Below are 18,680 nucleotides of genomic sequence, written 5' to 3' on the forward strand. Positions count from 1 at the left end.
CTAGCGGGACGCGTGGTCTCGATTGACCGTAGCGACCTGGGCGTCGGCGGCGTGCGATCCACTTTCAAGGATGCTGACAGCTTCGGGGATCGAAAGGCTGGCGTCGAGGTAATGGAAGTCCAGCCGATGGACATTGGTGTTGTGCGTGATGGTCTTGAACAGCAGCGCGTGTCCGCGGATGTCGGTGTGCACGCGCGTCATGCGCCAGTTGCCGTCTGCCTCTGCGCGGTCGCTGGAGAAGTTGCTGCCCGCGAGGATATTGATGAGCCCGAAGCCGATGGAGACGTTGCTGGCCAGGTGCCCCTCGAGGTGGATCAGGCGCTTCTGCTTGTCGTCGATGGAGAACCAGCCGCTCATGCCGTGGAGGACCTTCTCGGCCATGCTGGTTGGTGAGTAGGCCGGGTTGGGGCGGAACTCGATGCGCCACACACCATTGTTGAGGGTGACGTTTTCCAGGATGAAGCAGCGCGGCAGGCTGTCGAGCATCTGCCGGGCGCGCAGCTCGTCGTTCTGCTGTGCGGCCTCAAAGCGATCGAATGATGCAGGGTCCCTGACGATGGCGTCGAGGCGCCGGCGCTCGGACGCGGCGCGATCAGGACTAAGCGGCTGACCGTCGACCTGTTCAAGGATCGCCAGCTTGCCTCGGCCGGTTTCGAGGATATGTTCCCTCCAGAGGTGGCCGCCGGTGCGTTCGGAGCGCTCCTCGTTCCAGTATTCGTAGCGATCCGGATGCGGCAACTGTTCCTGCCGGACCATCTCCTGGACAAGCTTGAGTGGCGTTGAGGTGGAATCCGGCTCCGCAGCGTGGACGGTGGCGGCTGGGCAGAGGAGCAACAGGGTTGCAGCGCCGGCGAGGCATCGGAAGCAAAGACGGAGGTCGAGCTTCAGATTGCGCCGTTCGCGCTCGCGAAGAGACTGCTCAATCATGGGTCAGCTCCTGGTCATCGCTGGAGGAATGCCGCCGTCAGCATTGCCTTTTCAGCCTGATTCTTACGGAGATGGTTGAGAGTGCACGTTAATCTCCGGTTTTTTCCGGGTTAACAGGTGACTTGTCGTGCTGTTTGGGAGCAATCCGGGCCCAGCGCTGATCCAGGGGAAGCCGACGACGACCCTCCGGCGCGGCGGGAAGGGACCGATCCGGAGACCGCGTTCCTGATCCCGCATCCGGGGAGGATGAAGTCTCAGGGGATACCCCCTTCCCCTCATTTTGCTCAAAGTCTTCAGGCGGAAGACCTTAGTGACGGACTTCCATTCCATTCTTGCGGTGGCTGCGATCCGGCGGGACCGGAACTGGCTCTACTTCCATGATAGCGAGTCCAGCAGGTTACTACGCCACTTGTCGCCAAGCCACTTGTCACTGGGCCACGTGTCGTTGGAGCACTTCAGCGCGTGCGAGCGGCGTCAGAGAATCCTCTTTCGGGGAAGCGGTCGGAGGGTTTGGAGCGGTACCGGAAGGGTGGCTGCCCCTCGGCTACAATGGTGGGCAGGGCTCGCGTGGGTTCTTCCGTGTGCCCGCATATCCGATCCGACCCCTTTAGGAGTTTCCAATGTCGATTCCGGCCACGCAGATGCGCCCCGGCATGATTATCAAGTACAAGGACGACCTGCACCTGGTCTTCTCCGTCGAGCACCGCACGCCGGGCAATCTTCGCGCGTTTATCCAGGCCAAGCTGCGTAACGTGCGCACCGGCGCGATGTTCGTGGAGCGCTTCCGCTCGCCGGACCCGATCGATCGCGTCCATGTGGACTCCGTGAAGATGGAGTACCTGTACAGCGATGGCGACGACTACTACTTCATGGACCAGGAGACGTTCGAGCAGCTGAACCTGAAGCGCGAGACGCTGGGCGATGCGGTGGACTACCTGACGCCGAACCTGCTGATCGAAGTTTCGAGCCATGACGGCAAGCCGGTGGGTATCGAGCTGCCGCCGTCGGTGATCCTGACGGTGATCGAGACGGAGCCGGGTATCAAGTCGGCGACGGCGAGCAGCGTGACCAAGCCTGCGAAGACGGATACGGGGCTCGTGGTGCAGGTGCCCCCGTTTATCAACGAGGGCGAGAAGATCAAGGTGGATACGGCTGAAGGCGCGTACATGTCGCGGGCGTAAGCGCAGTGCGAACGTCGAGAAGGCGATGCGGGCAGCCGTATCGCCTTTTCTGTTTGGGAGGCGAGGTTGTCAGAGATCGTGAAGAATGAGGCCTTCGAATTGCGCGTCGCAACGATGGACGACGTCCCCGCGCTGCATCGGCTGATTGAGCGCAGCGTGAATGGGCTGCAGGCGGGCGAGTACACCGAGGCGCAGCGGGCCGGAGCGCTGGGGCATACTCTGGGGCTGGATACGCAGCTGGTGAAGGATGGGACGTATTTTGTCGTCTCGCCAGCCGGCGAGACGGAGATTCTTGCGGCGTCGGGCGGGTGGAGCTATCGGAGCACCACGTTTGGCTCAGACGGCGCGGCGGTGCGGGATGCGAGTGTGCTCGATCCGGCGAAGGATGCGGCGAAGATTCGCGCGATCTTTGTGGATCCGGAGTTTGCGCGGCGGGGGCTGGGGTCGCTGGTGCTGGCACATTGCGAGGCGGCGGCTATGGCTGCGGGATTCACGAGCTTCGTGATGGGGTCGACGCTGACGGGTGTGCCGCTGTACACGCTGAAGGGCTATCGCGAGGTGGGTCGGATCGACGTGCCGCTGCCGAATGGCGAGGTGCTTCCGATCGTATCAATGACGAAGAAGGCCACCAACGAAGAAGCGCCGCTGCATGACAGCGGCGCTTCCTGATGGGCTGGCCGGTTGACCTGGCCGATTGTTTAGAACTTCACGTAGACGCCGGCGTAGGGCTCCTCGGTGGAGACCCAGCGCGAGGATGAGAGCTGGCCGACGTTGAAGTCGGGAGCGCGGTAGGCGAGCTCGCGGGCACCGATGCGGAAGCCGAGCTTCGAGACGGTCTGGAGGTCGAAGCCGACGTCTGCCAGTGCTGTCCCGCGCCACTGGTGGTGGACGTTCACCGTAGACTGCGAGGGCTGGAAGTCCAGGTAGCCGCCGCCGACGGCGAAGTACGGCTTGAAGTGGTACAGATGGCCGATGTGCACCATGTAGGCCGCGGTGCCTTCATGCACACTGGTGGGAACCGAGACCGCATAGGATGAGGTGACCGGCAGCCCGTTGGCGACGACGTAGCGCTCCGAGAAGCGGGTGAACTGGTAGTTGACCTCAAAGCCTGCCCAGTCATAGGGCTGCGCATGGAAGGACACGACCGCTCCGGGGCTCATGGTGGTGGCCTGATGCGGCAGCGGGTAGCCGTTGGTGGAGATCTGCTGGTTGGTGTAGTCCGTGGTGAACTGGCCGGCTGCGGCGACGCCGAGGTCCATCCTCGACCAGTGGGACTTCATGGGATCGGTGCCGGCTGCGGGCGCCTGGGCGAAGGTGATGGCTGCGCTGCCGCACAAAGCTGCGGCGAGGGCGATACGGGTGATTTGAGAGATAGACATCTGGGCCCCTTGAGATTTAAGACAATGGATTTCCTGCGCGCCTATGAAGGCGCCTGGATGACGGATGCAGTTTGCAGGAGTGACTCGAACGTTCGCGGCCACCCCTCGACCTGAACGATCGAGGCCACGCGTTCTTTCATTCGTTACGCACGAATGAACAGCAATGCATTGATGGACGCGCCGGGGGCGGAGTGAGTTGTATGCGCGGGGCGCGGGTGTTCACGCGTCGTGCGGGCGGCACCGTATCATGGCAGATATGGTGCTTCACTTCCTCGTTCGCGGCCGTGTGCAGGGTGTTGGTTTCCGGTGGTACGTGCACCGCGAGGCAGCCGAGCTTGGGCTGCGCGGATGGGTGCGGAATACCGATGGGGGCGAGGTGGAGGCGGTGGCCGCGGGCGACCCTGAGGATTTGGCCGAACTGCGCCATGCGATCCGCAAGGGTTCGCGGGGATCGCGGGTGGACAAGGTCGTCGAGCATGAGCTGGACGAGGCGGAGGCCGAGAAGCTGGGGGCGTTCGCGATCGAGGGCGCCTGGTAGGTGGCGTTCGTGGCGGCTCGGTGAAGCAGATCCTTCGTCGCCTTCGGCTCCTCAGGATGACAACCTGAGGGCGTGAGACAATCAGCGCGGCCCTCCCAGCGCTTGGCGTGAGGGACAGCGGCCGGCTCAAACCCGCCTGCTTTGCTTTGTCATTGACAGCGAAGCGTGCGGGTTTGTACTGTTTTGCCGCAACGTTACCGGTTACGTTGACCGATCCCAAACTTCGCAGGTGTCCTGATTCATGGCGAGCAGCAAAGCCAAAGCGATTCTTACTGACAGCCACTTCTGGGTTCCGTTCCTCGTCCTGCTGGCGGGCATTGGCCTGCTGGTGGCCTTGCACTAAATCGACGCGACGGAGACCTGAAGATGGCAACCCTTACCGGCAAGACGCCCCCTCGCAGTCAGCAGCGCGACTCCGTTAGCCTTTCGCTGCACATGCTGGGCGTCATCTGTGGCCTGACCGCCGGCGTGTGGCTGGGAGCGGCGGAAGCTCCGACCAAACTCGTCACCGCGGGCTTCTCCCCGTACGCGATCTCGCTGGCGATGGTGGCCGGCGTCTTCACCGCGCGCTGGACGTTCCCCACGCTGCTGAAGGGCACCGGGTATGTGTTTACGGATCTGCGGGAGAAGAAGCACCTGATCGTGTGGGCGCTGCTGGCGGGGGCGCTGTGGGCGGTGGCCAACACGCTGACCGTCTTCGCGATTCGTGATGTGGGCCTGGCGGTGGCCTTCCCGCTGTGGAATGCGAATGCGCTGATCGGGATGTTCTGGGGGCGGGTACTGTTTGGCGAGCTGAAGGGCGCGGGCGCGGGGACGATGATGAAGGTGGTGCTGGGCGCGGTGCTGATCGTGATTGCGGCGACGATGCTGGGCTTCAGCACCATTCACGGCGGTGCGTTGGGAAGCCATGCGGTTGAAGGCATCTGCGCGGCGCTGGGCGCGAGCCTGATGTGGGGCACGATGTACGTTCCCTACCGAAAGGCTTATCTGAGCGGGATGAATCCGCTGAGCTTTGTGACTGCGTTTACGGTGGGCGAGCTGGGCACGGTTCTGGCTCTGACGCTGCTGCTGGATGGCGGCGTGCACTCCTCGGCGTTCCAGCTGATCCGGATGCCGGGCGTGCTGTTCTGGCTCTTCCTGGGCGGGTTTGTGTGGGTGATCGGCGACCTGTTCCAGCAGTTTGCCGCGAAGTACCTGGGAATCGGCCGCGGGATTCCGCTGTCGAACACGAACCAGCTGTGGGGGCTGGCGTGGGGCGCGCTGGTGTTTGGCGAGCTGGCGGGCGCAAGCCACAACCAGATTCTGCTGGTGCTGGCTGGCTCCATCGGCATGATCCTGGGAGCGCTGGCGATCAGCACGGCGGTTGCGGGTGCGCGGGAGCAGAGCTCGACGAACGAGGCGGTGCTGCGCGAGTGCGAGCGCTATGGGCTGGACTACAACCGCGCGATCCTCGCGCAGATGGGCGACGAGTTCGACGGCAAGGGCGAGAGCCGGCGCTGGTGGGACTATGCGATCGTGCTGACGGCGACGGCGGTGTTCGTGGTGCTGGGGCTGCGGGCGACGGTGCCTCCGTTGGAGATGAACCTGCGCTGGATCGGCGGGCTGGGCGCGGTGCTGCTGCTGAGCCTGGTGGTAGGGACTTGGAACCTTTGGAAGCGGACGCGGTTCAGCTAGAGATCACTTCGGGGATGCAACAAGAACGGCCGCCAGATTTGGCGGCCGTTCTTGTTGTGGGTTTGTTCGGATGAAGCGGATTCTCGAAGGTGTGCAGATGTCGATATGTCGGGCTTTCGGCCCTGAAATGCGCCTGCCGTTTGTGCAACGTAATCAGAGCTCTAAAACACCAGCTTTGCGGAGAGCTGCGCGATGCGGGGTGCGATGTCGGAGCCGATGCGGCCGAAGCTGGCGGAGGTCTGCGTGCCGGTGGGGTCGCCGAGGTTGGTGTGGTTGAGCAGGTTGAAGTACTCGGCGCGGAACTGGAAGGTGGTGTGCTCGTAAAGCTTGAAGTTGCGGGTGAGGCTGGCGTCCCAATCGACGTACCGCGGGCCGACGAAGGAGTCCTTCTTGACGTTGCCGAAGGTATCGAGCGCGGGTGTGGCGAAGGCGGTGGGGTCGAGGTAGTTGACGCAGGTGGTGGTCGCGGCGATGCCGTAGGAGCAGGCGCTGCCACCGTAGCCGTTGCCGGTGCGTACGGGAACATCCAGAGCGGTGCCGAGGCCTGCGAGAGAGCGGTCCGAGCCCACGGTGATGTTGAGCGGGTCGCCGCTATGCAGCGTGACGAGCCCAGCCATCTGCCAGCCATTGACGATCGCCTTCAGCACCATGGGACCGGGCTTGAGAAGCGGGAAGACCCAGGTGTAGGAGAGCGAGAGGTTGTTGCGGTGATCGAAGACTGACGGGCCGTAGTCGAGGCGCTTGAAGTTTGGCACGTAGATGGGAAGGATGAAGGCCTGCCCTGCTCCAGCGCTGGTGACGGCGGTGTTATAGGGAATGTCGTCGAGGCTCTTGGACCAGGTGTAGCTAAGTGTGGCGGAGAGGCCGTGGGCGATGCGCTGGGTGAGGGTTCCCTGCAGCGCATTGAAGAGCGTGTTGCCGCCCATGTTGGTCTCGCTGATGCTGGCGAAGTTCTTGTAGGGGCGGCGCCCCTGCTCGTTGCCGGCGGTATCGGTGGCGCCCATCTGCACGGCGGGGTTCAGCTCGACGTTGGTGAAGATGTGGGAGCCATGCGAGCCGACGTAGGCGATCTGCGAGGAGAGGGTGTGCGTGAGCTGCTGCTGCACGGAGAGGTTCCAGTTGTACATCAGCGGCGTATGGAAGGTGCCTGAAGGGTCGAAGGTGATGACGGTGACAGGCGTGGGGAACGGCGTGTTCGCGGGCAGCGGAAGCGTGACCGGGAAGGGATTGGGGCTCGCACCGTAGGGGTTGGAGAAGGTTGCGGTGGGATCGGTGGCTGTCGGGTTGGAGACGCTGTAGGTCTCGGTGAAGGGGTTGGAGCCAATCCAGCCATTGTTGAAGAGATCATTCATGCGGGTGTCGTAGAACATGCCCGCGCCGCCACGAAGGCTGGTGGTGGCGTTGCCGAAGACGTCCCAGGCGAAGCCGAGGCGTGGCATGAAGTTCTTGTAGTTGGGGCGAACACCATCGCGAGGCATGCCGGTATCGCCGGGAAAGAGCAGGCCGGCGGGCGCGAGCGGATAGACGGTGGAGATGCGGTTCGTCGCGTAGGCCGTGGGGTTGAACTGGCCCATGCGCCCGGCGTCGGTCTGCGGAATGAACGGCTCCCAGCGCAGGCCGTAGTCGAGTGTGAGGCGGGGCGTGGCCTTCCAGCTGTCCTGCACATACGTGCCGATGAACTTGGCGCGGTTGTCCTGGAACTGACCGGCGGACTGGCTGAAGGCGCTCATGTAGCCAAGGAAGAAGCTGGCCATGGCATTGTTCGTGCCGGTGGCGGCGAAGGTGAACTGGCCGGGCTGGCCGTTCTGGTTGACGACGTCGAGGCGAGCGAGTTCACCGTGGAAGCCGAAGCTGACATCGTGCGAGCCCTTCACCCAATGCACGTCGTCGGAGAGGGTGATGTTCGAGCGCTTGAAGGTCGCGTGCGGATTCTGGCCGAAGGAGAAGTCGCCGGAGACGCTGATGGACTGGAACGACGGGAAGGCCGGCTGCCAGATGTTCACCCCGAGCGTGCCGGCGTCGATGCCGCCGGGCAGCGGGCCGCGCACGGAACCTTCGCGCTGGTAGTTGACGATGAGGTTGTTCAGCCAGCGCTCGTTGAAGGTGTGCGTCTCCGACAGCAGCGCTGTCTGGTAGGTGATGTCGGACTGGTCCTGGTAGGTGAGGTAGTTCTTCGGATTGAGCACGCCGACGAGGTGGAACTTGTCCACGTAGTAGCGCGCGGTCATGCGGTCCTTCGAGGTGAGCGCCTGATCGTAGCGGCCGACGCCTTCGTCGTAGTTCTGCGAGTTGGGTTGCAAGTAGCTGAAGGGCGTGCCGTTGGACGAGGCCACGGGGATGTAGTTGAGCAGCGCGAGCGAGGCCTTGTCGAAGCGGGTCGTGGGGATAGTGGCCTGATAGAGATTGGTACCGATCTGGGTGTAGGGAAAGCAGGCCTTGGTGCTGGGGTCGACGATGCAGTTGGAGGTCGTGGGCGTTCCGTTGGCAGTGAACTGGAAGAGGCCAGCCTGGTTGGCGGTGGACGGCAGCGACGCGTCGTTGGAGGTGGTGGCGGACTGATCACGCAGACGGCTGCCCTGGTAGCCCGCGAAGAAGAAGCCCTGCTTCGACTTCCAAAGGAACGGGATGCCCACTGGACCACCGATGACGCCACCGAACTGGTTGCGCTTGAGAGGATCGGTGAATGGCGTGAGGACGCCGTTGACCACGGTCGTCGAGAAATGGTCGTGCGCATTGAAGATGCGGTTGCGGACGTACTCGAAGACGTCGCCGTGGAAGTTGTTGGTACCGGACTTGGTGATGATGTTGACCACGCCGCCGGCGTTCTCGCCGTACTCGGCCTGGTAGTTCGAGGTCTGGACGCTGAACTCCTGCAGCGCGTCGGGGAACGGGAACGGGGCGTTGACGTTGGTGTACTCGTCGACGTTGTTGCCGCCATCGAGCATGAAGTTGGTCTGGTTGGTGCGGGAGCCGTTGACGGTGATGAGCACGACGACGGGGAAGGTCTTGGTGTTGCCCTGGTCGATGGAGCTGATGTTGGGCGCAGGCAGCACGCCGGGAGCAAGCAGCGTGAGCTGCGCGGCGTTGCGGCCGTTCAACGGAAGCTCATTGACCTGGCGCTGCTCGACTACCTGCGACATGGTGCCCGTGACGGTATCGACCTGCGGCGCTTCGGTGGTGACGATCACGCTCTGCGTCTCGGAGCCCACCTTGAGCATGGGGTTCACCGTAACAGCCTGATCGGCTTTGAGTGCGACGCCGTTCTGGACGAAGGTCTGGAAGTCGGGCGCGCTGGCGGTGAGGTTGTAGGTGGTGGGCGGCAACGAAGCGAAGACGAACTCGCCCTGGCCGTTGGCGATGGCCGTCGAGGCATACCCCGTGCCGGCATCCGTGGCGATGACCTTAGCGGAAGGCACCGCTGCGCCGGTGGCATCGGTGACGATGCCGGAGATGCGACCGAGTCCCTGGGCCCGCGCCGACGCGAGGCCGGCGGCGAAGAAGATCGTGAGGGCGAACAGCAATCTGAGCGCGGAGCGAGCGTGGATGTGCATGACGGGAGCCGATAGTAGTCAGGCAGGAATCGGCGTGTCAATAGAAATGTATAGCTGCATAAATATGATTACATCGAGGCATGATCTTCTGTTTGGCTGGCGTCCGCACTGCTATTGGCGATTCCACACACCACGGCGCCTGCACGGGGAAAGTCGCAGTCCGCTACAGTTAGCGATTACTGCGTTGCCCCTCTCGAGCGTCGGGCCGCGGGTTCGTCGACGGAGCAGTCCGCGGAGCGGACCCGCAGCCGGACACGCGCTGCATTGGCGGGGCTGCCTTATGGCTGGGTGGTGAGCTCCAGCTGCTCGCTCGCGTGCTCGTCGATGTGCGGAGAGAAGTGGGCGCGGCAGCGGGCTTCGTACAGGCCGGCGGCGCCGACGACGACTAGCTCCTGCGACTGGCCGAGGCGCTGGGTGTGGATGGCGGGCTGGCCGCAGACCATGCAGACGGCAGAGAGCTTGGTGACCTTGTCGGCGAGGGCCATGAGATTGGGAACGGGGCCGAAGGGCTCGTTGGCAAAGGTGGTGTCGAGCCCGGCCATGAGGACTCGCTTGCCCATGGCGACGAGTTCGAGCGCCAGGGGGATGATCTCTCCGGAGAGGAACTGGACCTCATCGACGCCGATCACCTCGATCTCGTCGAGGCGGGTGGCGAGGGCGGCACGCAGGTCCTCGACGGTGCGGACGGTGTCGGCCTCGTGGGTCTGATCGCTGTGGCTGGCGATGGCGGTGCGGTGGTAGCGGAGGTCGATGTCCGGCTTGAAGCAGGCGACGCGCTGGCGGGCGATCCGCGCGCGCTTGAGGCGGCGGATGAGCTCCTCGCTCTTGCCCGAGAACATGGGGCCGGTGATGACTTCGAGGACGCCTGGAGTGGTCTGCATCGTGACGATCTGCCTTGGCCGAAGTGTCCGGCTCAAGTGTCCGGTTCAAGGGATATCGTAAAGCTGCGGTTTCCGCGAAACGGTGGATTTCGGGCCTGAAACCGTTGTCTCGCGGGATTGAGCGGAGATGCGGCAGAGGCAGTGCGCTTACCGGAGGCAGGTCGGGGCGCACGGGTAGAATGGCGAAAACTCTGCATCTGCTGGAGATGACGTCGTGGAGCCCAATAGCCGTTCGGAGAGGGTTCGCGATCGCATCGACCAGCTGCTTGCGTGGCTGGCGCTGGCGATGGCCGCGGGATGCGTGTTCCTCGCGAACCAGCGGTTTGGCTCTGCGGTGATGGGCGTCGCCTTCCAGGACGACTTCTACTATTACGCGACGGTCGCGAGAAACCTTGCGCTGCATGGGCGTTCGACCTTCGATGGCATTCACCTGACCAACGGCTATCACCCGCTGTGGCTGGGGATTCTGACGGTGCTGATGTGGCTCAGCCGGGCCTCGGATCAGCGATTCGCGTTGATGGTGGAGTGTGTGCAGTCGGCGCTGCTGGGAGCTGCGGCTCTGTTTGCGTTTCGCATTGCCAGGCGGTTCTGTTCGGTACCGTGGGCGGTGACGATTCAGCTGCTCGCGGCGAGCGTTGTGCTCATCCAGCTGCGTTCGGGCATGGAGTCCGGGCTGGCGGTAGCTGCAGGATTGGCGTTGCTGGCCTACAGGACGAGCGGGAGTTTCTCCTGGACGACGCGGAGGGCGTTTCTGTATGGCCTTCTGGCTGCGACGTTGATCCTCTCGCGGCTTGATGCCGGGTTGCTCGTGCTGCTGCTGATGGTCTTCGACGTGACGCCTGCTGCGCGCCGCAGAGAAGCGACGCGAACGGGTGCGGCGGCGTTCGTTACAGGGCTCTTCCCTGTCGCTCTGTACCTGTGTGTGAACGCGGTGATCTTCGGCGCGATGCTGCCGCTCTCCGGTACCGCGAAGCAGCTGCGACGCCACCACACGCCCTCGGTGCAGTCACTGTCTTCCTTCCGGGAGCAGATCTTTCATGGCAAGAGCCCGGTGTATGGGCTGTTCGCGGTGCTTGTGGTGGTCGCGCTGGTATCCCTGCTGGCGAGGCGCAGCCGGACCGCAGCACCGGCACCCGGAGTCATCGTTGCGGTGCTTCTTTTCCCCTTCGTACAGATGCTTCTGGTCTCCTGCATGAGCGACTGGCCGGTTTGGGACTGGTACCTGTATCCATGGCCGATCGCCGGGGTCTTCGCTTGTGGTCTGCTGGTGCGGCTGGCGGCTGGGCGGATCCGGCTCATGGACCGGGCGGGGCAGGCTGCGTTCGCCGTGTCGCTGGTGTTGTTCGCGACATACACCCTGCTGCTGCTTTCGGGGACGAACCCTGCACAGAGCCTCACGTACCTCGCGGGGAAGGATGTGCAGCGGTTTGCGGCGGAGCATCCGGGCCGATATGCGATGGGAGACCGCGCGGGTGCGGTGGGCTACCTCAGCAGCGAGCCGCCGATCCAGCTCGAGGGGCTGATGATGGACAAGCCATTCCTGCAGAACATACGCGAGGAGAAGGATCTCAGAACGGTGCTGCGGAGCTATGGTGTGCGCTACTACATCTCGACGGAGTATCCGGACAAACTGGGGCGGTGCGTCGAGGCGCGGGAGCCTGTGCAGGCCGGGCCGGACTCGCCGGTGATGCGAGGGACGATCTGCGGCACTCCGCTCGCGGTCTTCCCGCACGGGTACCTTACCAACCGCATCTTCGACGTGAGTTCTCCCGACTGAAGGGTGGGAAATCAGCGTATCCTTGCGTTGTCTTGAGTACTTCAATCGGAGGACGAATCACGATGCGGTTTGGATGGTTGGCGATGGCGGGCGTAGCACTGACGGCGACCCTGGCGGTTGCGCAGGGGCCGAAGGAAATCAAGGTGCCGTTGCTGTCTTCGAAGGGCGAGGACGCGGGCTCCGTGACGTTCAAGACAGTCAAGAAGGGTGTGAAGGTCCACGTGGTGCTGAAGAATATGTCCTTCGGCGACCATGGGGTACACATTCACCAGCATGCGGTCTGCGATGCTCCTGACTTCAAGGGCGCGGGCGGCCACTACAACCCGGACAACAAGCACCACGGTTATATGAATCCCGACGGCCACCACAACGGCGATATGCCGGGCAATGTGTCGGTGGGTGAAAACCACATGGGCGAGGCGACCTACACGATCAACAGCGTGTCGCTGGATCCTTCCGCGCCGAACTCTCTGTTCGCCGACGGAGGCACCTCGGTCGTGGTGCACGAAAAGGCTGACGACGAGAAGTCCGATCCTGCCGGGAACGCCGGCAATCGCGTCGCGTGCGGCGTGATCAAAGTCCAGTAATTACAGGGTTTAGGGGTCAGGGGCCCGGGGTCGGACGACGCGTTGGCGCGGCCTTCTGAGCCCTGGCCCCTGGGCCCTGAGCCCATTCTCCCTCTCACGGAACCATCGCCCTCCCTCCTGCGTATGAGACATCATGGCAAGCGCGACCATTCCGGCGATGTTCGACAGGGGCCTGGGCGGCACGTGGACGGGGCTTCTGGTTCGGCGAGAGCCGGGCGGAGCCGCGCCGGGTGCCCGCAAACCCAGCGACCCTCGGCCACCGGTTGAGATGCAGCGCGGAGCCGCTCCAGAGGAGCCGCAGGTTCGAGCCGAGGCGTCCAGCGCCGCTGCCGAAGAGGCGCGGGCGATGGCGGCCGTGGCGCAACGCGCCCTGGCTGGCGATTCCGCTGCCTGGGAGCAGATCGCACGTTCGCAGCACAAGAGAATCTACGGCATCTGCTACAGGTTCACCGGCTCTCCTACGGAGGCGGAAGACCTGACGCAGGATGCGTTCATGAAGATCTACCGCAACCTGGCCAGCTTCGATGCGACTAAAGGCGGGTTCAATACCTGGGTGACGACGCTCACGCGTAACCTTCTGGTCGACAACTATCGTCGGACGCGGATGGACCGTGCCAGCGAGAGCCTCGACGAACCGTTGTCTGGCGAGGACGAGGGCGGCCCGTCGAGGGCTGAGCGGCTGGCCGACGGAGGCCGCAACCAGGAGCAGCACGTCTCTGGTTTAGAACTGAAAGCGCAGATTCAAGCGGCGCTTAAGCAGGTTTCTCCCGAGCTTCGCGAAGCAGTTATCCTTCGCGATCTTGAGGATATGGATTACAAGGAAATTGCAGAGGTACTCGGGGTACCGCAAGGCACCGTGAAAAGCAGGATCAGCCGTGGCCGAGCAGAACTGGCACGGTTGCTCAAAAGCATGGAAGGGCAGGTGATGTAGCGTGACGGAATTCAGGAACCAATTCGAGCAGGAGTGGGACGAGAAGCGTCCGACCGCCTGCACCCTGTGCGAGGCCATGCTGCCCGACGCCGTGGACGGCACGCTGAGCCCGGCCGAGCAGCGGATCTTCGATCAGCACGTGGCAAGCTGCGTGGAGTGCTCGCAGGAGCTGGAAGAGGCGCAGCGTGGCGCTGCATGGCTGTCCATGCTGAAGTCGCAGACACCCGAGCCGCCCGAGAACCTGCTGGCGAAGATTCTTGCCGGAACCACCGGCACGCAGCCAATGCCAGCTCCCGAAGCTGTGCCGGTGTGGGCTCAGCCTGCACCGCAGCGTGAGCCCTCCAGGGGCTCCAGCTGGAGCTCGCGGCTCTCCGCCCTGCGCAGCCGGGTGGGCGATCTCTTCCGCATCGACAACGCGGCGATGAGCTTCCAGCCGCGCCTGGCGATGACGGCAGCGATGGCGTTCTTCTCGATCGCGCTGACGCTGAACCTTACGGGCTTCCGGCTGCGCGATGTGCGCGCCGAGAACTTTACACCGGGTGGCATCCGCCGCTCGGTCTCGGACATAAGCGCCTCGGCCGCCCGCAGCTTTCAGAATCTGCGCGTGGTATATCAGGTAGAAGCCCGGGTGAATGAACTGCGCGACGACCTGCCCACGAGTGGCAATCGCGATGGGCAGCCCGGCAGTGATCGCCCCACCTTCGAGGCTCAGCCTCAGACCGTCCAGCCCCGGCAGGACGAGAACAAGAACCAGCCCGCGCCGAACGAGTCCAGGCCGGGCGATAACGGAAGCCAGAAGGACGACTCCCGGCCCCACGGCCGCAGCGAACTGATCCTTCCGGAACCCCAGAAGACCGGCCGCAACGAGGTGGCCACGCATAAGGCCGCCTGACGGAGGCGCGAGCGAAAAGATCCAGAGAGCAGCGAGAAGGACCCCAGCAGCCATGAGCGAGGACACGACAAAAACGGCAACCGAGGCGGCATCCAGCGAGCGGGTTGGGTACTGCCAGGATTGCGGAAAGCCACTGACGCGCGAGACGGTGCGAGTTGTAGGGACGGGAGTCTTCTGCGAACCGTGCCTTGCGACGCGGATCGGGGCTCCACCGGCTGGCCATGCCGCGGGCCCAGTGGCACCTGCGGACCCCGGAACGTCCTACACCCAGCCGGGTGCGGCTCAGACAAGCTCAACACAGGCAAGCTCAGCGCAGACAGGTCCAACGCAGGCGGGCCCTGGCCAGAATGGCGGAAATCCCTGGAGCTCAGCGTGGTACGGCTCGGGAGCTGCCATGCCTGGAGCTGCAGGGCCAAACGGCCCCATGCCGGGAGGTCCTGCGCCGGGCGCAGGTTTTACTCCCGCGCCGTCGACTCACCTGCCGAACCCGACTCTCGCCGGCCTGCTGGGGATCATCCCGGGCGTCGGCGCGATGTACAACGGCCAGCTGGTGAAGGGGTTGATGCACCTCGCCGTCTTCGGCGTTCTGGTGGTGTTCCAGAACAACATCAGCGGCATCTTCGGGATCTTCGTGGCGGGCTGGATTCTCTATCAGATCTTCGACGCTTATCACACGGCCCGGGCTCGCCGAGACGGAACTGCGCCGCCTAACCTTTTCGGAATCAACGATCTGGCTGACCGGATCGCCTCCGGGCAAGGATTTGGAGCGCCTCCGGTCGCAGGACCTTACAACCCTACGGCCGCGCCGCCGCCACCGGCCGGAAGCGGCTGGGAGCCCCAGTCGACCGGTGGTCCTGCCGCGCCGCCTCCGCCTCCGGTGGCTCCGGCGTACACGGCTCACAGCGCTCCTCCGGCAAATTGGGCCGGATACGCGCATCCATCGACCTTCGCGGTACCCTCCCCCCCGCCGCCGCCAGTCAACTACGCGGCGTACCCCACGCAGGAGGCGATCGCCGAGCAGGTGAAGGCGCAGGCGTATCAGGACGCTGGACTCGGCGGCGAATCTTACCCGGGGACCTTTTCGCCCGCAGGCACACCTCTCGCTGGCGCCGTTCCAGCGCCAACGGCAACTCCCCGGCGGTTCCCTGTGGGAGCGCTCTGGCTCATTGCCTTCGGAGTGCTTGTACTCGTCGGCAACCTTAGCTCTGAGTGGAAGATCAGCGGTCTGTGGGTTCTTGCAGGCCTGTTCGCTGCGCTGGCAGTTTGGACGCTTTCACGCCGCCTCGAGTGGGCGGGAGGATACAGCGCCGTGATGGATGGGCATTTTCCGCGGCTCGCGGGCATGCTGCGCGCCCCAATCATGCTGCTCACGTTGTCCGTTCTCTTCTTTCTGCAGGCAGCTCACATTGCCACCTTCGGGCAGACCTGGCCGATTCTTCCTATCGCCTTTGGGATTGCCCTGTTTCTGGAACGCACCGTAGGCGCCACGACGGCAGCCTCATTACCTTCCGCCGGCAGCTACTACGCGCCGCAGCCGGCGGCAGTCCCGGTGTCAGGCGTAGATCCCTCCGCATCCACGGACACAAGGGATGGGCAGCGATGAGCGCGTACCCTCCTCCGCCGAGCGGCAGTCCTTTTCCTCCCAATTCGCGCGAAGCCTGGAAGGCCCAGCAACGGAATTTGAAGGAACAGCGGCGCGCGATGAAGTACCAGGCGCGGATGCAGCGAGCGCAGTGGCGGGTGCAGCGCCGCGCCCTTCGCCGCCGCTCGATCGTCGGTCCCCTGGTGCTCGTGCTGCTGGGCGTCCTGTTTCTGCTTGCGCAGGGCGGTCGCATCTCGTGGGGCCAGCTTATCGAATGGTATGGGCGCTGGTGGCCCATCGTGCTGATCGCAGCGGGCATGATTCTGCTGCTGGAATGGGCGCTCGACCACTCCCGTGAGGATGAGCAGGGGCAGCCGGCGCCGGGCAGGATCCTCGGTGCGGGCGTTGTGCTGCTGCTGATGTGTATGGCGGCCGTCGGGATCGGGCTGCGCTACTCCAACATGGGGATGGAGTGGAGAAACCACTGGTTTGGCCCAGGCTGGACCGGCTTAGCCCAGGCAGTTGGAGACGAGCACGACTCCGATAGCTCGAATGATCACGAGATCGCGCAGGACGGCTCGCTCGTGATTCGCAGCCCCCACGGCGACGTAACCGTCACCGGCACGAGCGATGACGGCAAGATCCATGTGAGCACGCACAAGCACGTGTGGGCGTGGCAGGATTCCGATGCGCAGGCTCGCGAACAGGAGCTGGAACCGTCCTTCAGCGGCAGTAACAGCCACGTCATCCTCACCATTGCGTCGACCAACGCCGGCCAGGCAGATATTACGATCGAGGTTCCGGAGACGACCACCGTCACGGTCGAAGCCAATCGGGGCGCAGTAAATGTCTCGAGCCTTCACGCAACCGTAGAAGTCACTTCAAATCACGGCAACGTCGATCTCGGAGATATTACGGGCTCAGTTTCCCTGCATATGAATAACGATGATGGCAGCCTGAACGGGCACGACATCACCGGCACGGTGACTCTTGAGGGACATGCGGGGGACATTACGCTGACTGATGTCGGAGGGCCAGTCTCCCTGCAGGGCGACTTCTTTGGCACAACCCACGTGGAGCGAGTTCGGAACGACCTCCGCTTCGCGACGAGCCGGACCCAGTTCGAAGCGCAACGCGTCGATGGGACCGTCGAGATCTCCGGTGGGTCGAACGGGGACTTGGAGGGTCACGAGATTCTTGGCCCTGTAGTGCTGAAGACCCGCAATCGCAACATCACGCTGGAGCGACTGCAAGGCAGCGTGTCCGTGACCAATCGCAACGGGGACGTGAACATCACGCAGGCGCCTCCGTTGGCCAGCGTCCAGGTCGACAACTCTCACGGTTCGGTGAATGTTGGCCTTCCTGAGGGGCAGGGTTTTTCTCTTTCGGCTTCGACTCGTCATGGTGATCTCGAGAACGATTTCGACGTTGCCGAGACGACCAGCGGCGACCGGAAGATCCTGACCGGCTCTGTGTCGGGCGGTGGGCCTGCGGTGACCCTCACCACGACCGATGGAGACGTGACTGTCCGTAAGACGTCGGTGGAACCCCTTGCACCGCCCCCGCCGCCGGCTCCTCCGGCAGTGCCCGCGCTCCCAGCGCGGCCTGCACGCCCCGCGAAACCCGCGAGACCGGCTCCGGAAGCAAAGCCGGCTCCGGCCGCCCATCCGGCTGCACCCTCGGCCGTGACCTTCTGAGCTCCGGCCTGGTCCTTCGAGAGCACCCATTGCAGGACTGAAGGCCATCCGCGGTCAATGCGGATGGCCTTTGTCTCGTCGGGGACGTGCACTGTTGATCGCGCGTCTCTCGGGCGCCCCCTGTAGGTTGATGCGCTCACGTTCCGAAGCCACGGATCCTCAAGCAGCTGGATAGGCGCCAATGGCGTAGTCCCGCCCGGCAGTAAGGGCTGCGGTGACAGGCTTTCGCTGGTTCATCCAGAGGCACAAGAGGACAAGCGGCACCGCGGCGAACAAGTCGAGGAAATAATGCTCGCCCGTGGTGATCGTGACGACCGCCGTTGCGGCAACGAACGGCCAGAGGTAGTAACGGATGTGCTTGCCACTTGATGCGGCGGCAATTGCCGCCCAGCTGAGGTGGAGCGACGGAATACAGTTGTGTGCCGCACCCACCTGGTGCAGCATATGGGCTCGTGGCCCCTCTGCAGGAAAGAAATAGTAGGCGATAACGCCGATTACACCGGCCTGCAACATAGAGCGTGCAGCCGCGCGCGGTGCGGGGCTGGTGGCGATTCCCAGAGCGATCGCCACGGGTAGCGCCGTATAGGCGATGTTGCAGATGAGGTTGCAGCCCGGATGCGCGTTCGCCCAACGCCAAACGTTTCGCTCGAATCCCATATCTAACATGTCATCAATCGTGTTCGGGGTGAGCCGAGTAACGATCAGCAAAGGCACCTTAGAGAGCGCCAGGCTGGCCGGTAGCCAAAGGGCTGCGCGGACAAGGAACTCTGATTCAGCAGGACGTTGTGCGGCAGCGAGAAGTAGTAGGACACTTCCGAGCAGCGAGAACAAGAATAGAGGTTCACGTAGAGTCCAGGGGAAAAACGCGCTCGCCAGCCCCCCTGCAACCAGGGGAGTTATCAGGCCAAGGGCGGATGTCGCTAGTCTCTTCGAAGGAGCGAGATATCCGGAAGCCAAGGTGGATTGCATTTCCGCATCTTAGAAAACAACGGGTCGCGACCCGAATCCCCCAGCAGGACAGGGAGATCCCCCGTAGGGGTGAGTGGTCTACCGCTCTCGCACTTCGGGTTCCGGACGCAGAAA

General features: G+C 63.7%; 16 protein-coding genes. 11 read left to right on the top strand and 5 right to left on the bottom strand.

All coding sequences use genetic code 11. The features are described from left to right. A complete protein-coding gene (locus C4S68_RS21950; protein ID WP_103935260.1) occupies window positions 1-927 on the bottom strand; it encodes a hypothetical protein in 927 nt (308 codons plus the stop codon). Window positions 928-1,547: 620 nt separating this feature from the next. On the opposite strand from C4S68_RS21950, the gene efp reads away from it, so the two are divergent. Both efp and C4S68_RS21960 read left to right on the top strand, forming a co-directional pair. Beyond that, the gene (gene efp, locus C4S68_RS21955; protein ID WP_103935261.1) at window positions 1,548-2,108 is read left to right on the top strand and encodes an elongation factor P; all 561 of its coding nucleotides are present in this window, start codon (window positions 1,548-1,550) and stop codon (window positions 2,106-2,108) included. Between the two features lie 66 nt (window positions 2,109-2,174). After that, window positions 2,175-2,777, top strand: a complete 603-nt coding sequence (locus tag C4S68_RS21960; protein ID WP_235011790.1) for a GNAT family N-acetyltransferase — start codon at window positions 2,175-2,177, stop codon at window positions 2,775-2,777. Between the two features lie 29 nt (window positions 2,778-2,806). Here C4S68_RS21960 and C4S68_RS21965 read toward each other — a convergent pair whose 3' ends face one another. After that, complete coding sequence (locus C4S68_RS21965; RefSeq protein ID WP_103935262.1) at window positions 2,807-3,487, bottom strand: hypothetical protein; 681 nt, start codon at window positions 3,485-3,487, stop codon at window positions 2,807-2,809. Between the two features lie 256 nt (window positions 3,488-3,743). On the opposite strand from C4S68_RS21965, the gene C4S68_RS21970 reads away from it, so the two are divergent. From C4S68_RS21970 to C4S68_RS21975, 3 genes are all read left to right on the top strand, one after another. Then, window positions 3,744-4,025, top strand: a complete 282-nt coding sequence (locus C4S68_RS21970) for an acylphosphatase (protein ID WP_103935263.1) — start codon at window positions 3,744-3,746, stop codon at window positions 4,023-4,025. Between the two features lie 241 nt (window positions 4,026-4,266). Further along, window positions 4,267-4,368, top strand: coding sequence for a translocated intimin receptor Tir (locus tag C4S68_RS23465; RefSeq protein WP_200821618.1), 102 nt, complete (start codon window positions 4,267-4,269; stop codon window positions 4,366-4,368). A 23-nt stretch (window positions 4,369-4,391) separates the two neighbouring features. Further along, window positions 4,392-5,699, top strand: coding sequence for a GRP family sugar transporter (locus C4S68_RS21975; RefSeq protein WP_103935264.1), 1,308 nt, complete (start codon window positions 4,392-4,394; stop codon window positions 5,697-5,699). Between the two features lie 161 nt (window positions 5,700-5,860). On the opposite strand, the gene C4S68_RS21980 is transcribed toward C4S68_RS21975, so the two are convergent. Both C4S68_RS21980 and C4S68_RS21985 read right to left on the bottom strand, forming a co-directional pair. Then, complete coding sequence (locus C4S68_RS21980; RefSeq protein WP_103935265.1) at window positions 5,861-9,250, bottom strand: carboxypeptidase-like regulatory domain-containing protein; 3,390 nt, start codon at window positions 9,248-9,250, stop codon at window positions 5,861-5,863. Window positions 9,251-9,528: 278 nt separating this feature from the next. Continuing rightward, the gene (locus C4S68_RS21985) at window positions 9,529-10,131 is read right to left on the bottom strand and encodes a thymidine kinase (protein ID WP_103935266.1); all 603 of its coding nucleotides are present in this window, start codon (window positions 10,129-10,131) and stop codon (window positions 9,529-9,531) included. Between the two features lie 214 nt (window positions 10,132-10,345). Between C4S68_RS21985 and C4S68_RS21990 the strand changes: the two genes are divergently transcribed. The 6 genes from C4S68_RS21990 (at window position 10,346) to C4S68_RS22015 (ending at window position 17,597) form a co-directional block, all read left to right on the top strand. Next, entirely contained in the window at window positions 10,346-11,908 is a 1,563-nt protein-coding gene (locus C4S68_RS21990) for a hypothetical protein (protein WP_103935267.1), read from the top strand. An 83-nt stretch (window positions 11,909-11,991) separates the two neighbouring features. Then, window positions 11,992-12,495: a superoxide dismutase family protein gene (locus C4S68_RS21995; protein WP_235011791.1), complete on the top strand. Its 504-nt coding sequence runs from the start codon at window positions 11,992-11,994 to the stop codon at window positions 12,493-12,495. Between the two features lie 133 nt (window positions 12,496-12,628). Then, window positions 12,629-13,426, top strand: coding sequence for an RNA polymerase sigma factor (locus tag C4S68_RS22000; RefSeq protein ID WP_103935269.1), 798 nt, complete (start codon window positions 12,629-12,631; stop codon window positions 13,424-13,426). Between the two features lies 1 nt (window position 13,427). Then, window positions 13,428-14,318, top strand: coding sequence for an anti-sigma factor family protein (locus tag C4S68_RS22005; protein WP_103935270.1), 891 nt, complete (start codon window positions 13,428-13,430; stop codon window positions 14,316-14,318). A 394-nt stretch (window positions 14,319-14,712) separates the two neighbouring features. Further along, entirely contained in the window at window positions 14,713-15,921 is a 1,209-nt protein-coding gene (locus C4S68_RS22010; protein ID WP_146072272.1) for a hypothetical protein, read from the top strand. Next, entirely contained in the window at window positions 15,918-17,597 is a 1,680-nt protein-coding gene (locus C4S68_RS22015) for a DUF4097 family beta strand repeat-containing protein (RefSeq protein WP_103935272.1), read from the top strand. The genes C4S68_RS22010 and C4S68_RS22015 overlap by 4 nt, the downstream gene beginning before the upstream one ends. Window positions 17,598-17,756: 159 nt before the next feature. Here C4S68_RS22015 and C4S68_RS22020 read toward each other — a convergent pair whose 3' ends face one another. Beyond that, window positions 17,757-18,305, bottom strand: a complete 549-nt coding sequence (locus tag C4S68_RS22020) for a phosphatase PAP2 family protein (protein WP_160115282.1) — start codon at window positions 18,303-18,305, stop codon at window positions 17,757-17,759. Window positions 18,306-18,680 lie beyond the last annotated feature (375 nt).

This window comes from Bryocella elongata (genome assembly GCF_900108185.1).
GTDB lineage: Bacteria > Acidobacteriota > Terriglobia > Terriglobales > Acidobacteriaceae > Granulicella > Granulicella elongata.

What these genes read in the sequence shown, in the direction of transcription:
- C4S68_RS23465 (WP_200821618.1), top strand. Translation starts at nt 4,267, where the DNA reads ATGGCGAGCAGCAAAGCCAAAGCGATTCTTACTGACAGCCACTTCTGG.
- C4S68_RS21950 (WP_103935260.1), bottom strand. Translation starts at nt 927, where the DNA reads ATGATTGAGCAGTCTCTTCGCGAGCGCGAACGGCGCAATCTGAAGCTC.
- C4S68_RS21995 (WP_235011791.1), top strand. Translation starts at nt 11,992, where the DNA reads ATGGCGGGCGTAGCACTGACGGCGACCCTGGCGGTTGCGCAGGGGCCG.
- C4S68_RS22015 (WP_103935272.1), top strand. Translation starts at nt 15,918, where the DNA reads ATGAGCGCGTACCCTCCTCCGCCGAGCGGCAGTCCTTTTCCTCCCAAT.
- C4S68_RS21965 (WP_103935262.1), bottom strand. Translation starts at nt 3,487, where the DNA reads ATGTCTATCTCTCAAATCACCCGTATCGCCCTCGCCGCAGCTTTGTGC.
- efp (WP_103935261.1), top strand. Translation starts at nt 1,548, where the DNA reads ATGTCGATTCCGGCCACGCAGATGCGCCCCGGCATGATTATCAAGTAC.
- C4S68_RS21970 (WP_103935263.1), top strand. Translation starts at nt 3,744, where the DNA reads ATGGTGCTTCACTTCCTCGTTCGCGGCCGTGTGCAGGGTGTTGGTTTC.
- C4S68_RS21985 (WP_103935266.1), bottom strand. Translation starts at nt 10,131, where the DNA reads ATGCAGACCACTCCAGGCGTCCTCGAAGTCATCACCGGCCCCATGTTC.
- C4S68_RS22010 (WP_146072272.1), top strand. Translation starts at nt 14,713, where the DNA reads ATGCCTGGAGCTGCAGGGCCAAACGGCCCCATGCCGGGAGGTCCTGCG.
- C4S68_RS21975 (WP_103935264.1), top strand. Translation starts at nt 4,392, where the DNA reads ATGGCAACCCTTACCGGCAAGACGCCCCCTCGCAGTCAGCAGCGCGAC.
- C4S68_RS22000 (WP_103935269.1), top strand. Translation starts at nt 12,629, where the DNA reads ATGGCAAGCGCGACCATTCCGGCGATGTTCGACAGGGGCCTGGGCGGC.
- C4S68_RS21980 (WP_103935265.1), bottom strand. Translation starts at nt 9,250, where the DNA reads ATGCACATCCACGCTCGCTCCGCGCTCAGATTGCTGTTCGCCCTCACG.